Raw genomic sequence first — 14,002 nt, forward strand, 5'->3', positions numbered from 1 at the left:
CCCCGTCAGATCATTGGTGTTGTGAGAGGCTGTGCCTTGCTCCTCATCCCAGCCGGCGTGTCACGATCAGCGATCGAAGATGCGTCGCGGCCACGTTGAACAAGAAAAGAAAATCCCATGTCCGCCTTTACCCGCAACGCCGTCGTGCTCGGCCTGCTCTCCGCCGTCGGCCCCTTCGCCATCGACATGTATCTGCCGGCGCTGCCGGCGATCACCGCCGATTTGCGCACCACGACCTCGGCGACGCAGATGACGCTGATTGCGTTCTTCATTGCTTTCGGCCTGTGCCAGATCGCTTATGGCCCGCTGTCCGACGTCTATGGCCGCAAGGCGCCGCTTTATGCGGGTCTGACGCTGTTCATCGCCGGCTCGATCGGTTGCGCGCTGGCGCCGGGTGTGGCGTGGCTGATCGCGTTCCGTTTCGTCCAGGGACTCGGCGCCGCCGCCATGGGCGTGATCCCGCGCGCCATCATTCGCGATCTGCACACCGGCCCTGAGGCGACGAAACTCATGGCGCTGGTGATGCTGGTATTCTCGGTATCGCCGATCCTCGCGCCGCTCGGCGGCAGCGCGTTGATCGTGCCGTTCGGCTGGCGTGCGGTGTTCGTCGCAACGACCATCGCAGCCGTCATTGCCCTTGTGCTGGTGGCCGCGTTGCTGCCGGAAACGCGCCCCGCGCATGAGCGCATCTCGGGCAGTGTGCGCAATGTGCTCGGCAGCTTCGGCGAGCTGCTGCGCGACTGGCACTTTCTCGGGCTCACCTTCATCGGTGGCCTCGGCATGGCGAGCTTCTTTGCGTTCCTTGCGACATCGTCCTTTGTCTATATCGGGCACTACGGCCTGACGCCGACGCAATACAGCCTGGCCTTCTCGGTCAATGCCATCGGCTTCATTGGCGCCTCGCAATTCGCGGGCTATCTCGGTGGCCGCTTCGGCATGGGCCGCGTGGTGATGGCTGCGGTGTCGGCCTATGCGTTTTTCGCAGTCGTGCTGCTGGCGCTGACACTGGCCGGCTTCACCAGCCTTGCCGTGCTGATCCCGCTGCTGTTCGTGTCCTTCGCCTTCCTCGGTCTGGTGATCCCGTCGACCATGGTGCTGTCGCTGGAGAACCACGGCCCCATCGCCGGCATCGCCTCCGCCCTGGGCGGTACGCTGCAGATGGTCACCGGTGGTCTGATGATCGGCGTGTCCGGCCTGTTCTTCGATGGCACCTCGCTGCCGATGGTGGCGACCATCGCCTGCACGGCGGTTGGTGCGCTTGCCGTCAGTATCGCCACGCTACGACCGCGCGAATTTTCGCCGCAGCTCGCGGAGTAGTAAAACTGCTAGGCTGAGCGCCGACAGGGTCGAGGTGAGGATGGGACGAATGTCGTTCGGCCTGACATTTGCGGCAGCGATAGGCTCCGGCCTGATGGCCGGGCTGTTCTTCGTATTCTCGGTCACGGTGATGACCGCGCTCGGCAAGCTGCCAGCGCCGGCCGGTATTGCCGCGATGCAGTCGATCAACAGCACGATTCTCAGCCCGCTGTTCCTCACCGCTTTTATGGGCACGGTGCTGCTCTGCGTCATCATCGCTGTGATCGCGGTACTGAACTGGTCGCATCCGGCGTCACCCTATCTCGTCACGGGTGCGCTGCTCTATACCGTCGGTACCTTCCTCGTCACCGTTGTCTTCAACGTGCCGCTGAACGACGCGCTCGCTGCCGCGCCGGCCGACAGCGCCGAGACTGCAAGTCTGTGGACGCGCTATCTGTCGGTCTGGACCGGCTGGAACCACGTGCGCACGGCGGCATCCACCGGCGCGCTGGCCTTTTTTATGCTGGGGCTCCGCGTTCTCTAGTGCAGACCTGCTGCCTCGTCGCCTCAGAACCGATACGTCGCGGTGCTCAGCAGCGTGCGGCCCATGCCGTAGAAGCAGTCGCCGAACGACAGACAGGTGGCGATGTTGCGGGTATCGGCAATGTTGGTGGCGTTGAACTGCAGCCGCCACGGGCCGTTGTCCCAGCGCACCATGGCATCGAACAGCGTGTAGTCCGGCGTGCGCAGTACGTCGATGCCGTCCCAGGATTCGCCGATGTAACGCACGCCGGCGCCGACGGTGACCTCAGGCAGGCCGAGCGAGGCCAGGCGATATTTGCCCCACAATGAGGCCTGCTGCTGCGGCACGCTGGCCACGCGCTTGCCGGCATTGTCGCCGGACTCGATCCGCGCGTCGGTATAGGCATAGGCGCCGATCAGGTCGAGATTGGGTGTGACGCTGGTCAGCACTTCCAGTTCGGCGCCCTTGATCCGCACCTGGCCGGTCTGGATCGAGAAGATCGGATTGGACGGGTCGCCGGACAGCCGGTTCTTCTCGGTGGTATCGTAAAATCCGACATTGATCGCTGTGCCGGCGAACGGATTGTACTTAACGCCGACCTCATACTGCTCGCCGCGCACCGGCTTGCAGAACGTGGCGCAGGTGCCGGCGCCGAAAATCGGATTGAACGATTGCGCCCAGGACACATAGGGCGTCACGCCGAACGGCAATTCGTACATCAGCGCGGCGCGGCCGGTGGTGGCCCTGTCGTTCTGGGTGGGCAGTCCCTCGATACTATAGCTGACATAGTCCTGCCGCACGCCGAGCAGTGCGAGCCATGGTCCCAGCCGCATCTGGTCCTGTGCATAGAAGCCGGTCTGGCCCTGCTGTGCCTGCCGATCGTCGGTCAGCGAGGCCGAGAAACTGCTATAGACCGGCGCATACAGGTCGAACGGCCGCGGATCGAGGCCGCTGCCGCTGCGGGTTTTCTCGTGCAGGCCGAGATAGTCGATGCCCACCAGCACCTTGTGCGACACCGCGCCAGTCTGCAGCTTGATTTCGGCATTGCTGTCGGAGGTGAAGGCGTCCTTCGCGGCCTGACGGGCATAATAGATCCGCTGCACGGTACGCCGGCCGGCGTCGAGGAATGGATTGGTGGGGTTGGAATACAGGTCCGGATACATGATGGCGTAATCGCCGTCGGTGTGGCTGTAGCGGAAACTCTGCTTGATCTTCAGCACATCGCCGAAGCTTTGCTCGTAGAGGCTGGTGACGCCGCCGGTGGTGATGTTGTAGCGATCGTAATTCGGTTCGCCGGCGAAGCGGTTGACCGGGATAAAGCCGTTGGGGCCGGGCTTCAGCACGCCCTCGATGGGCAGGAAGGCGCTGAACGAGCTGGAACTGTCCTTCTGGTAGTTGCCGAGCACGGTCCAGGAGATGTCGTTAGTTGGGCGCCAGGTCAGCGACGGCGCCAGCAGGATGCGGTCGTTCGGCACATAGTCGACCTGCGAGTTGGAGTCGCGCAATACGCCGACGAAACGATACAGCCACTCGCCGTCCTTGGTCAGCTTGCCGGTGGAGTCCATCTGCAATTGCTTGCGGTCGAAGGAACCATACTGCACGCCGATCTCGTTACGGGATTCGGCCTGCGGGCGCTTCGATACTTCGTTGAGCACGCCCCCGGTGGAAGAGCCGCCATACAGCACGGACGATGGCCCGCGCAGCACTTCGATGCGCTCCAGCGCATAGGGATCGCGGCGCCATTCCAGCACCTGGCTGAGCCGCGAGCCCTGCATGCCGTCGAGATAGCGGCTCGGCTCCTGGCCGCGGATCAACGTGTAGTCGCCGCGGGCATCGCCGCCGAACGGATCGGCGGTCACGCCTGGTACATAGCGCAGGGTTTCCTGCACAGACAGGCCGCCCTGGTCGGTGATGCGATCGGCGGTCACGACCGAGATCGACTGCGGCGTTTCGCGGAGTGGCGTGTCGGTCTTGGTGCCGCCCATGCCGCGATTGGCGAGATAGCCCTGCACCGGCCCGGTGGCCGTTTCCGCGCGAATGCCGGCAGCCGCGGTGGCTGCCGCAACGGGCGCATTGTTGCGGGCCGCGGCCTGGCGTGTTGCACGCGCGCGTGCCGTCGATGGGCGGGTCGCGCGCGCACGCGCGGCCGGTCGAACGGGTTGATCCACCACCACGGCTGGCAATGCAGTGCTGCCTTGCGGCGATTGCGCCTGCGATGGCGTCGTAATCAGCGCCAGCATCGGCAGTGCCGTCCCGACCAGCCATCCCAGATGTGTGGAAGATTTGAATGTCATTTGCCCGCACCCCATTACCAAGTGATGCAGGCGACTTATCACGCAGCGACGCAGCCGAAAGACGTCCGGGGCGTCATACAATTAGTCTGGAATTAGTATCTCTCTAAGTTGGCAAAGCTGCGCGATCGAATCGGCAGCCGCGCAATCCGGATGATGCTGCACGTCATCCGGGCACGGACCTTCGCTAGCCGTTGATGCCTTCGCGCCGCAGTGTCGGCAGGCCGATGCCCGTGGCGTCGAAACCGCCGTCGACCGCCAGCATCTGGCCGGTGATGTAGCTCGACCGGTCGCTGCACAGGAAGAAGATCGCGTCCGCGAGTTCGTCCTCGCCGCCGTAACGATTGAGCGGAATGGCATCGTGATAATCGGCACGGATCGCCGGCGTATGCACGGCCTTGGCCATCGCGGTTTCCACCGGACCCGGTGCCACCGCATTGACGCGGATGCCGAGCAGCGCGAGCTCGACAGCGGACTGCTTGGTGAAGTGAATGATGCCGGCCTTGCTGGTGCCGTAGGCGACGCGCAGCGTGGACGCGCGTAGCGCCGAGATCGAGGCGATGTTGACGATGGCGCCGCCGCCATGCTCGCGCATCAAGGGGGCCGCCGCCTTGGTGCACAGGAACGGGCCGGTAAGGTTCACGGCCATGATGCGTTCCCATTCCTCCAGCGTCGTCTCGAGCAGAGGCTTGAAATTCGCGATGCCGGCATTGTTGACCAGCGCATCGAGCCGGCCGAAGCGGGCCTGCGTGGCGGCAAAGGCCTTGTCGACAGCAGCGGTGTCGGAGACATCCGTATGCAGCGCCAGCGTGTTGTCGGGATCGTTCAGTGCCTTGACGCTGGCATCGAGCAGCTCGCGTTCGATATCCAGCAGCGCAACGCGATAGCCCTCGCCGAGAAAGCGCTTGGCCACGGCAAGGCCGATGCCGCGCGCGGCGCCGGTGACGAGTGCAACCTTGCGAATCTGTTCCTTGCCGTCAGCTTTGGTCATGTCCTGCCCTGTCGTTCTTGATCGTTGCAGGGCTGTTTAGAGAACGCAAACGGCCGGGACAAGCCCGGCCGCGAACTGGTTGTGGCAGGTCTGACCACTCAGAACCGGTAGGTCGCTGACCCCAACACTGTGCGCCCGATGCCGTAGAAGCAGTCGCCACGCGCGAGGCAGGTGGCGAGGTGCCGTTTGTCGGTGATGTTGCTGGCGTTGACCTGGAAACGCCAAGGGCCTGTCTCGTATTTGATCATGGCGTCGAACAGCGTGTAGTCCGGCGTGCGGAGCGTATCCGTGCCGTCCCAGGACTGGCCGATATAACGCACGCCGCCGCCGAGGGTGACGTCGCGCAGACCCAGCGACGTCAAGCGATAGGTGCCCCACAGCGATGCCTGGTGATCCGGCACGGTTTCCACATGCTTGCCGACATTGTCGCCGCTTTCAACCTTGGCATCGAGATAGGAGTAGCTGCCAATCAGTCTGAGGTCGGGCGTCACCTGGGTGATGACCTCGAGCTCCACGCCACGGATACGCACCTGTCCGGTCTGGATCGAAGCGATGAAACCATTTGCATCGGGCACGGATCCCGAGGCCAGCCGGTTCTTCTCAACTGTGTCGAAAATAGCGCCATTGATCGCGGTGCCCGGGAATGGATTGTACTTGAAACCGACCTCGTAGATCTCGCCGCGCTGCGCCTTGCAGATCTCGGCGCAGACATTGGCGCCGAAGATCGGATTGAACGACTGCGCGTAGGTGACGTAGGGGTTGAAGCCAACAGGCGTTTCATACATCAGGCCCACGCGGCCCGTTGTGGCCTTGGTGTCTTCGTCGGGGCTGCCTGCGACGCGGTTGCTGACATAGTCCTGTCGAACGCCGACCGTGGCGAGCCAGGGGCCGAGCCGCATCTGGTCCTGCGCGTACAGGCCGAGCTGGCTTTGCCGCACCGCGGGGGTGTCGGACAACACAGGCGCCGTAAGACTGGTGTAGACGGGAGCATAGAGATCGAACGGTGTTGGATCAAAGCCACCGCCTGAACGTGTGCGCTGGTTCAGGTCGCGATAATCGAGGCCGAACAGCATCTTGTGCGAAACAGGTCCGGTCAGCAGCTTGAGCTGGACATTGTTGTCCATGGTCAGGCTGTCCTTGGCCACTTCCTGGCTGGAAATGTAGCGCGCCACCGTTCGGTGCTCGGGATCCAGAAACGGATTCGAGGGATTTGAGTAGGAATCCGGGTAGGCCGTCCGATAGATGCCTTCGACATGCGTGAAGCGCAGGTTCTGGGTGATTTTCACGGCATCGTTGAAGCTGTGTTCGAACAGGCTGCTGAAAGCACCGGTCTCGGTCTGGTATTTGTCGTAGCCGGGATAGCTCGCGAAGCGATTCACCGGAATGAAGCCGTTCGGCCCCGCGAACAGCGTGCCTTCATGCGGCAGGAACGCCGTAGAGCTGCCGCTCGTGTCCTTCTGATAGGTGCCGAGCACAGTCCAGCTGGTGTTGTTGGTCGGCCGCCAGGTCAGCGACGGTGCCAGCACGATGCGGTCGTCCTTGGTGAAGTCGGTCTGCATGTTGCTGTCGCGGAAGACGCCGACGAAGCGATACAACCACTCGCCATCCTTGGTCAGCTTGCCGGTCGTATCGATCTGCACCTGCTTGCGGTTGAAGCTGCCAAATTGAACGCCGATCTCGCTCGCCGCTTCCGCCTGCGGGCGCTTCGAGATCAGGTTGATCAGGCCCGCCGTGGACGTGTCGCCGTACAGTACGGACGCCGGTCCGCGCATCACCTCGATGCGCTCGGCCGTATAGGGATCGGGCCGCCATTCGTTGAACCGATAGGCGTCCGCCGCGCGTGTACCGTCGAGATAGATATTGGGGTCCTGACCGCGGATGCGCGGATAGTCGCCGCGTGAGTCCACACCGTAGGCGTCGGCGAAGACGCCCGGGATATAGCGCAGGGCATCCTGAACACTCGTCGCGCCCTGATCGGCCATGCGATCGGTCGTGACCACCGTGATCGACTGCGGCGTCTCGCGCAGTGGCGTGTCCGTCTTCATGCCAGTGGTGCTCTGCCCGGCGAGGTAGCCCTGGACCGGACCCGTGCCGGATTCGAAAGCTGCAGCAGCCGGAGCGGCGGTCGCGGCCAGCGCCGTCGGGCCCCGCGTTGCAGTTCGACGGCTGGCGGCGGAGCGCGCCGCCTGCGACCGCTGCGGACGTGCCGGCGTGGCGCGCGGTTTGGCCTGCTCGACAACGACGGGCGGAAGCTGGCTCTGCGCCTGCGCCGGAGCTTCGATCGCGAAGGTCATAAGAACTGCGATAGACGCTCCGAAGAGTCGCTGTGAGGTTTGGGAAATGGCCACGCTTACGCTCCTTAGCTAATTTTCAGCTAAGTCGGTAACGCGCGCGTGAAGCGGTGTGAACGGCAAATGGCCATTTCCACAGGTTGCCAGCTTAGTATCGTTCTACTTTTCGATCTCTGAATATGCCCAAGGCCTGTATGGATGGATTTTGGCTCCTCTGTAGCGAAAATGGGCCAGTAGTTGTCGGGATACGCAGAGCCCATTCGTCCTTGGTTGACGTCATTCGCCAGGCTCATGTAGCGGCGATGTATTTCATCCATCCCGACAGGAGGTTCCCTTGTCCCTCACACTGCATTTCCATCCGCTGTCGTCCTATTGCTGGAAGGCGCTGGTCGCGCTGTACGAGAACGACACGCCGTTTACGCCGCATATGGTCAATCTCGGCGACGAAGCTGAGCGCGCGGCGCTGTTGAAACTGTGGCCGATCGGCAAATTCCCCGTGCTGGAAGATGATGAGCGCGGCGCGATCGTGCCGGAGTCCTCCATTGTCATCGAGTTTCTCGACCGGCATTTTCCCGGCCGCACGCGTTTCATCCCCGATGGCGACGCCGGCCTGCAGATGCGGTTACGCGACCGCTTCTATGATCTCTACGTGCACACGCCGACGCAGAAGATCGTCGGCGACCGTCTGGTGCCGGCCGACAAGAAGGATCCGCATGGTGTGGCCATGGCGCGGGCGTTGCTCACCACATCCTACGGCATGATCGACAAGCAGATGGCGACGAACGCGTGGGCGATGGGCGCAGCGTTCACGCTCGCCGACTGCGCCGCGGCTCCGGCGTTGTACTACGCGAACAAGGTGCATCCGTTCGGGAGACGCACATCGCAACGTCTCGGCCTATCTTGGCCGGCTGCTGGCGCGTCCATCATTCGCACGGGTGGTGAAGGAGGCGGAGCCCTACGCGCACATGTTTCCGCAGGAGTGATCCATATGAGCGCTGACAAGACCCACGCCATCCGAGACCTGTTTGCAGCCTATCTGCGCAATGACCGCGGGGCCGTCGAAGATGCGTTCACGGACGACTTCACCTTTACGAGCCCGTTCGATGACGGGATCGACAAGGCGACCTATTTCGCCCGCTGCTGGCGTGTTGCCAACTGGATCGCGCAGCATGATCTTGAGCGTATCGCCGTCGATGGCGATACGGCGTTCGTGACCTATCGTTGCGTGGCGAAGGACGGCAAGAGTTTTCGCAACACCGAAGTCTTCGGCTTCGAGGGCGATCTCATCCGGTCGATCGATGTGTATTTCGGCGCGAGTTACAAGAACGGGGTGTTTCAGAAGCAGGTGTCGTAAGGGCGTAATCATACGAGTGCGGACAAGATCCGAACCATCCATTCGGATTCAGCCACTGATAGTCCCTCCACGCGAGAACTTAGCGCTCCGATCAACGAGGAAAACAACAAGATCTGTTTCCTGGACAGCGGTAACATTCATCTCGGCCTGATCCGCGGCAAGCATCAGCGCGGTGTGCGTTCCGACGTCGTGCTGTCCCGCAGATATTCTGCCTTGAAAAACATATAGCCAACGATCAAACCCGGGTTTGGACGGGAGGTCGATGCTTCGACCCGCCGATAGGTGGGTATCGTACAAATAGACGGCCTGACGTACGAAGGTCGGTGCGTCGGATACTTTCGGTCCGGTCAGCAACCGCCATTGATCGTTTCGCTCGATCTCATCGAGTTCGACAAATTGAACGATTGGCTCTTCGTCTGCGGCTTCAGGCCGAACGAAGATCTGCAGCATTTCGATCTGGTCGTCTCCGACAACTCGTTCTTCATGATGAAAACCGCGGCCTGCGTTCATCACCATCAACCGGTCGGGCGATATAAGTTCACTCTTTCCGGCGGAGTCGGTGTGTTGCATGCGGCCTGCGCGCATGTAGCTTATGATCTCGTCATTGCGATGCTCGTGCATCCTCACGACGAGGCCGGGTTGCAGCCGGGCGTGGTCGATAACGCCAAGCCCGCCGAAGCCTGCGTCGTTTGGCTGTCCCAGAGCGATGCCGGGACGGATGCGACGCAACTGGAATGGCCCTTGCGACCGCACCTGATGGCTTTCAGGCGAGACGACACCGATCCCTGCGATAGTTGGTGCTGAGGTCATGTTTTTTCTCCTTATCGCGTTTTCGAGCGAAGTGGATGCCGGTTCGCGTCAAGAAAACGCTTCAAACAAAAAGCTGGAGCTCGGTTCTGCTTCCATCAGAACCAATGAGGCTCCAGCTTCGGCGGGCGCGATGGCGTTACGGATTGATCGGCGGAAGCACTTCGCTGAACAGCAACTGGATGAGTTTTTGCCCATTGGGCGTTCCCCAGTTCTGAGCGAGTTCGGCGATCATCGTGTTGGTCGCTGTTAAAACAACGCCAGCATCCTGCATGCGCCGGCGGGACATATCCTCGGAGAGCTCGAATGGAGACCCCGAAGCGTCCATGACCGCTTGGACGCTGTAGCCTTCGGTCACCGCATCGATCGCCGGGAAGACAAGGCAGACATCGGTCGTGACACCGGCCATGATCAGATTCTTTCGTCCCGTTGCTTCCACCGCCGCCTTGAAGTTGACGTCGGTCCAGGCGTTGACGATGCCTTCGCGCTTGACGCGCGCTTTGAAGGCGTCTGGCAGGATCTCCTGCAGCTCCGGCAACAGCGGCCCCTGCAGGCGATCTTCCTGGCTCGACGTCAGGACGGTCGGAATGTTCAGGATGCTCGCTGTTTTCGCCAGTGCCAGCGACATGCGCTTGGCTCTGGCGACGTCGATGTTCTTGATCAACTGCATCGTGCCGATCTGATGATCGATGAGCAGAAGCGCGGAATTTTCCGGGGTGAAGTAATTGGGCATGATCTGACCTCGTTTGGCTCAAAGAGCGTCATTGCTCGCCCATAAGTGTAGAAATGAAACAAAGCCAGCGGCAGGCTTGAAAAATGACCTCATCATGTTTCATAAATGGAACATGACAGTCTTCGGAGATTTCGACGGCCTTGCGCTGTTCACTCGTATCGTCGAGGCCGGAGGGCTTGCGGCGGCCGAGCGTGCGACGGGCATTCCGAAAGCGACGCTGTCCCGGCGACTGTCGGTGCTGGAAAATACCTTGAACGTCCGACTCGTCCGGCGAACGAAGAAGGGCGTCGTGCTCACAGAGCAGGGGCAGCAACTTTTCGAACGAAGCCGTGCGGCCTTCTCGCTCGCTGAAGAGGCCGTAGCCGAGGTTCAGGACGAGCGCGCAGCCCTGTCGGGCAACATTCGTCTTTCCTTGCCGCCCGATATCGCCACTGCAGTGCTTGCGCCTGCGTTGATCCGGTTCGGGGCCAGACATCCCGATGTCGCGATTGAGATAACCCTTGCCGATCGCAGAGTGTCGCTGATTGAGGAAGGATACGATTTGGTGGTTCGGATGGGGCCGGTCGCGGACTCCGAACTCATCTTCAGGAGAATTGCCACCTTGCCGAGAGTGCTGGTCGCCAGTCCGGGCTTTTTATCGGCACACTCCGGTTTGAAAGAGCCGCAGGACGTCAGGGAAATTCCCGCACTTGCGATCCGTCGCGATCTGGTCGAATGGGACCTGCGAAACGACAAAGGCGTGACTGCGACCGTCCATCCCAAAATCGGTTTTGCGGCCAACCGGCAGACGATATTGGTGGACGCCGCAATTGCGGGCCTCGGGATTGCCAACCTGCCATTCTTTTTGGTTGAAGCCGCACTGACATCCGGTGCGCTTGTTCGCGTCCTGACGGGGTGGGAGCCATCTCCTGTCGAGATGACGGCGCTGTGGCAAAAGGACAGATTCAGCGGTCGCCTGATAAAGGCAATCGTGACCGAATTCGCAGATGCGCTGAAAGATGATCGGGCGTCGCGCTAGTCAATCATTCGAAATGCTAGTTGGAGGATGATTGCGTAGCTTGCGCAGCTGAACGTTTGTAGCGGGATTGCCGCTGACTATGGTTGAAGGAAAAAATCCATCGGTCATGACGTCTGAAATAATTTCACCGATCATGTCGGACTGGCAAAAGCTGCTTCGTCATATTTGCAGTCGAATGTTCCAACGGAGAAAGACCGATGCGTTTCATGGTGATTGTGCATGCGAACAAGGACACCGAAGCCGGCGTGATGCCGACGACGGAACTGCTGACCGCGATGGGCAAGTTCAATGAGGAGATGTGCAATGCCGGCGTGATGCAGGCCGGCGAGGGGCTGCACCCGACGTCGAAAGGCGCGCGCATCGCCTTTACCGGCAGTGAGCCAGTGGTGAAGCAGGGGCCGTTCGATGTGACGCGCGATCTGATAGCGGGCTTCTGGCTGATCGACGTCGCCTCGAAGGACGAGGCGATCGCGTGGATGAAGCGCGCGCCATTTGCGGCCGGCGACGAGATCGAGATCCGTCAGGTGTTTGCGGCCGAGGATTTCGGCGACGCCCTCACCCCCGAATTGCGTGAGAAGGAAGAGCGGCTGCGCGCGCAAGCCGCCAAGAAATAAGCGACGAGTTCAACGAGGATAATGACCATGCGATTCATGATGCTGATGATCCCTGGCGGCTATGAGACTGCGGCGCCGGGCACCGTGCCGGAGGACGTCGAGCGCGTCGCGGCGATGATGGCCTATAACAAGGCGCTGATGGATGCCGGGGTGCTGATCACCTGCGATGGACTGCACCCGCCATCGATGGGCGCGCGGGTGTCCTTTCCATCCGGCAAGCCGGTGGTGACCGACGGGCCGTTCGCGGAATCCAAGGAAGTGCTCGGCGGCTACTGGATGATCGACGTCGCCTCGCGCGATGAGGCCATCGCCTGGGCCAGTCGCTGCCCGGCGACGCCCAACGAGGTGATCGAGATCCGCCAGGTGCAGGAAATGGCCGATTATCCGGAGGACGTGCAGGCCGTCGCCTCGGGATTCGAGGAAATGCAGACCACCGCAAAGCGGCTCGGCTGAGGCAAAATCACTGCGACGGGCATGAAACGGTCGTGTCGCAACACGGCCGCGTGCCTGCCGCAGGATTTCCGCATGCGGCGGGCGTTGATTTGTTGAGGGAATTTGTGCCGGTCACACCGTTTTGGTGTGACCTTTTGGCCCGGCTCATGTTAAAGCCCTTCACATGAGCTGGCGCAAAGACAGCCGCGGCGAGCGCGGTTATCACCACGGAAATCTGAAAGAGGCGCTGCTGCAGGCAGCGCTCGGGCTGATTGCGGAGAAGGGGCCCGCGGGTTTCACCTTCGCCGACGCCGCGCGCACGGCCGGCGTCAGCGCGGCCGCGCCCTATCGCCATTTCCGCGATCGCGACGACCTCCTCGCCAGCATCGCGCAGCGTGGCTTCGAGCAGTTCGAGCAGGTGCTGACGGCGGCGTGGGATGATGGCCGTCCGAATACGGTCACGGCCTTCGAGCGGATCGGCAAGGCGTATCTCGCTTTCGCCCGCACTGAACCGGCCTTCTATTCGGCGATGTTCGAATCCGGAATCCCCGTAGATTCCAGTCCTGAACTGGCCGCGGCGGGAGAACGTGCCTTCGGTGTGATCCGTGCGGCGGCAGAACGTTTGGCCGCCTTGACGCCGCCGGGCGTGACGCGTCCACCGGCGATGATGATGGCGCTGCATATCTGGTCGCTGGCGCATGGCGTGGCCTCGCTGTTCGGCCGCGGCGATGCTGCGCGGCGCAAGCTGCCGATGTCGCCGGAGGATCTGCTGGAAGCCGGCGCGCTGATTTATTTGCGCGGACTGGGCTTTCCAACCGACCAAAACGTCCACAAGTCCGACACATCTACAGCGCCCAAATCGGGTCCTTGGGGAACCGCCCCAAAATAATTCGCGGCGCTCCCCTTGCGGTCGTCTTGACAAAATCCGGCCGTGAGCTAGGTATGTAAATGTTATTTACATTCACAAGCGGCATGGTGCCGCTGATGGAGAGGAAAATGGCCAACGCTGCAGATTACAATCGATGGGGTCCACCCGCCGATGATCGGGTGTCCTACCAGATGCGCTCACCATGGCACATCGTATTGATCGTGCTCGGTTTTATCATCTGGTGGCCGGTTGGCCTCGCACTTCTCTTCTTCACACTCGGGAGCAGAAAAATGGGTTGCTGGGATCGTCACGGCCGTTTCGAGAACAAGATGGAGCGGATGCAGTACAAGATGGAGCGCATGCGCAACCGCATGGAGCGCTCAGGCTTCGGGTCGGGCTTCGGCTTCGGCCCGCCGACCTCGGGCAACCGCGCTTTCGACGAATATCGCGTCGAAACCCTGCGCCGCCTTGAGGAAGAACAGCACGAGTTCAAGAACTTCCTCGATCGTCTGCGTCACGCCAAGGACAAGGAAGAGTTCGACCAGTTCATGGCGCAGCACCGCCCAAAGCCGACCCCGCCATCGGATAACAATCAGCCGCAGGGCTAACAGCCCGGAACTGATAGGCGTCAGGCGGTAGCGCCCCCTTCGCCCGATGCCGACATCGCCGCCCGTCTGATCATTCAGGCGGGCGGTTTTGCTTTGTCACGGGCCCTTCACGAACAAGCGAATACCGCTTCATTTCTCGGCCAAAACACGCTTTGGTAACTCCGCATTAACCATGA

12 protein-coding genes and 2 pseudogenes are annotated in these 14,002 nt (G+C 61.6%); 9 read left to right on the forward strand and 5 right to left on the reverse strand.

Annotated elements, in window-relative coordinates:
• Positions 1 to 117: 117 nt before the first annotated feature.
• Both AB8A23_RS28150 and AB8A23_RS28155 read left to right on the forward strand, forming a co-directional pair.
• Positions 118 to 1,317 carry a multidrug effflux MFS transporter gene (locus AB8A23_RS28150; protein ID WP_439057249.1) on the forward strand — a complete coding sequence of 400 codons (1,200 nt, stop codon included), beginning with the start codon at positions 118 to 120 and terminating at the stop codon, positions 1,315 to 1,317.
• A gap of 40 nt (positions 1,318 to 1,357) precedes the next feature.
• Positions 1,358 to 1,840, forward strand: coding sequence for an anthrone oxygenase family protein (locus tag AB8A23_RS28155; protein ID WP_093759414.1), 483 nt, complete (start codon positions 1,358 to 1,360; stop codon positions 1,838 to 1,840).
• Positions 1,841 to 1,863: 23 nt separating this feature from the next.
• Here the strand turns inward: AB8A23_RS28155 and AB8A23_RS28160 are convergent, their stop codons facing one another.
• The 3 genes from AB8A23_RS28160 to AB8A23_RS28170 form a co-directional block, all read right to left on the reverse strand.
• A complete protein-coding gene (locus AB8A23_RS28160) occupies positions 1,864 to 4,113 on the reverse strand; it encodes a TonB-dependent siderophore receptor (RefSeq protein WP_439057250.1) in 2,250 nt (749 codons plus the stop codon).
• 184 nt (positions 4,114 to 4,297) lie between these two features.
• The gene (locus AB8A23_RS28165; RefSeq protein WP_320446928.1) at positions 4,298 to 5,101 is read right to left on the reverse strand and encodes an SDR family NAD(P)-dependent oxidoreductase; all 804 of its coding nucleotides are present in this window, start codon (positions 5,099 to 5,101) and stop codon (positions 4,298 to 4,300) included.
• Between the two features lie 98 nt (positions 5,102 to 5,199).
• Complete coding sequence (locus tag AB8A23_RS28170; RefSeq protein WP_231077988.1) at positions 5,200 to 7,395, reverse strand: TonB-dependent siderophore receptor; 2,196 nt, start codon at positions 7,393 to 7,395, stop codon at positions 5,200 to 5,202.
• Positions 7,396 to 7,726: 331 nt separating this feature from the next.
• Between AB8A23_RS28170 and AB8A23_RS28175 the strand changes: the two are divergent.
• Positions 7,727 to 8,375, forward strand: a pseudogene (locus tag AB8A23_RS28175) (glutathione S-transferase family protein).
• A gap of 38 nt (positions 8,376 to 8,413) precedes the next feature.
• A pseudogene (locus AB8A23_RS28180) lies at positions 8,414 to 8,746 on the forward strand (nuclear transport factor 2 family protein); the annotation flags it as partial.
• Between the two features lie 48 nt (positions 8,747 to 8,794).
• Here the strand turns inward: AB8A23_RS28180 and AB8A23_RS28185 are convergent.
• On the reverse strand, positions 8,795 to 9,556 hold the full coding sequence (locus AB8A23_RS28185) for a pirin family protein (protein ID WP_231077985.1): 762 nt from the start codon (positions 9,554 to 9,556) through the stop codon (positions 8,795 to 8,797).
• 136 nt (positions 9,557 to 9,692) lie between these two features.
• Entirely contained in the window at positions 9,693 to 10,286 is a 594-nt protein-coding gene (locus AB8A23_RS28190; protein ID WP_231077984.1) for an isochorismatase family protein, read from the reverse strand.
• Positions 10,287 to 10,317: 31 nt separating this feature from the next.
• Here AB8A23_RS28190 and AB8A23_RS28195 point away from each other — a divergent pair, with 31 nt between their 5' ends.
• The 5 genes from AB8A23_RS28195 (at position 10,318) to AB8A23_RS28215 (ending at position 13,826) form a co-directional block, all read left to right on the forward strand.
• Positions 10,318 to 11,304, forward strand: a complete 987-nt coding sequence (locus AB8A23_RS28195; protein ID WP_439061200.1) for a LysR substrate-binding domain-containing protein — start codon at positions 10,318 to 10,320, stop codon at positions 11,302 to 11,304.
• 197 nt (positions 11,305 to 11,501) lie between these two features.
• A complete protein-coding gene (locus AB8A23_RS28200) occupies positions 11,502 to 11,918 on the forward strand; it encodes a YciI family protein (protein WP_089261983.1) in 417 nt (138 codons plus the stop codon).
• A gap of 27 nt (positions 11,919 to 11,945) precedes the next feature.
• On the forward strand, positions 11,946 to 12,371 hold the full coding sequence (locus AB8A23_RS28205) for a YciI family protein (RefSeq protein ID WP_089261981.1): 426 nt from the start codon (positions 11,946 to 11,948) through the stop codon (positions 12,369 to 12,371).
• A 163-nt stretch (positions 12,372 to 12,534) separates the two neighbouring features.
• Positions 12,535 to 13,239 (forward strand): TetR/AcrR family transcriptional regulator, encoded by a 705-nt coding sequence (locus AB8A23_RS28210; protein ID WP_439057252.1) that lies wholly within the window; start codon positions 12,535 to 12,537, stop codon positions 13,237 to 13,239.
• A 107-nt stretch (positions 13,240 to 13,346) separates the two neighbouring features.
• Entirely contained in the window at positions 13,347 to 13,826 is a 480-nt protein-coding gene (locus tag AB8A23_RS28215; RefSeq protein ID WP_093760009.1) for a DUF2852 domain-containing protein, read from the forward strand.
• The last annotated feature ends 176 nt before the right edge of the window (positions 13,827 to 14,002 follow it).

This window comes from Tardiphaga sp. 619_E2_N8_4 (assembly GCF_051810905.1).
GTDB lineage: Bacteria > Pseudomonadota > Alphaproteobacteria > Rhizobiales > Xanthobacteraceae > Tardiphaga > Tardiphaga robiniae.

What these genes read in the sequence shown, in the direction of transcription:
- AB8A23_RS28205 (WP_089261981.1), top strand. Translation starts at nt 11,946, where the DNA reads ATGCGATTCATGATGCTGATGATCCCTGGCGGCTATGAGACTGCGGCG.
- AB8A23_RS28170 (WP_231077988.1), bottom strand. Translation starts at nt 7,395, where the DNA reads ATGACCTTCGCGATCGAAGCTCCGGCGCAGGCGCAGAGCCAGCTTCCG.
- AB8A23_RS28215 (WP_093760009.1), top strand. Translation starts at nt 13,347, where the DNA reads ATGGCCAACGCTGCAGATTACAATCGATGGGGTCCACCCGCCGATGAT.
- AB8A23_RS28200 (WP_089261983.1), top strand. Translation starts at nt 11,502, where the DNA reads ATGCGTTTCATGGTGATTGTGCATGCGAACAAGGACACCGAAGCCGGC.
- AB8A23_RS28210 (WP_439057252.1), top strand. Translation starts at nt 12,535, where the DNA reads ATGAGCTGGCGCAAAGACAGCCGCGGCGAGCGCGGTTATCACCACGGA.
- AB8A23_RS28165 (WP_320446928.1), bottom strand. Translation starts at nt 5,101, where the DNA reads ATGACCAAAGCTGACGGCAAGGAACAGATTCGCAAGGTTGCACTCGTC.
- AB8A23_RS28155 (WP_093759414.1), top strand. Translation starts at nt 1,358, where the DNA reads ATGGGACGAATGTCGTTCGGCCTGACATTTGCGGCAGCGATAGGCTCC.
- AB8A23_RS28190 (WP_231077984.1), bottom strand. Translation starts at nt 10,286, where the DNA reads ATGCCCAATTACTTCACCCCGGAAAATTCCGCGCTTCTGCTCATCGAT.
- AB8A23_RS28160 (WP_439057250.1), bottom strand. Translation starts at nt 4,113, where the DNA reads ATGACATTCAAATCTTCCACACATCTGGGATGGCTGGTCGGGACGGCA.
- AB8A23_RS28185 (WP_231077985.1), bottom strand. Translation starts at nt 9,556, where the DNA reads ATGACCTCAGCACCAACTATCGCAGGGATCGGTGTCGTCTCGCCTGAA.
- AB8A23_RS28150 (WP_439057249.1), top strand. Translation starts at nt 118, where the DNA reads ATGTCCGCCTTTACCCGCAACGCCGTCGTGCTCGGCCTGCTCTCCGCC.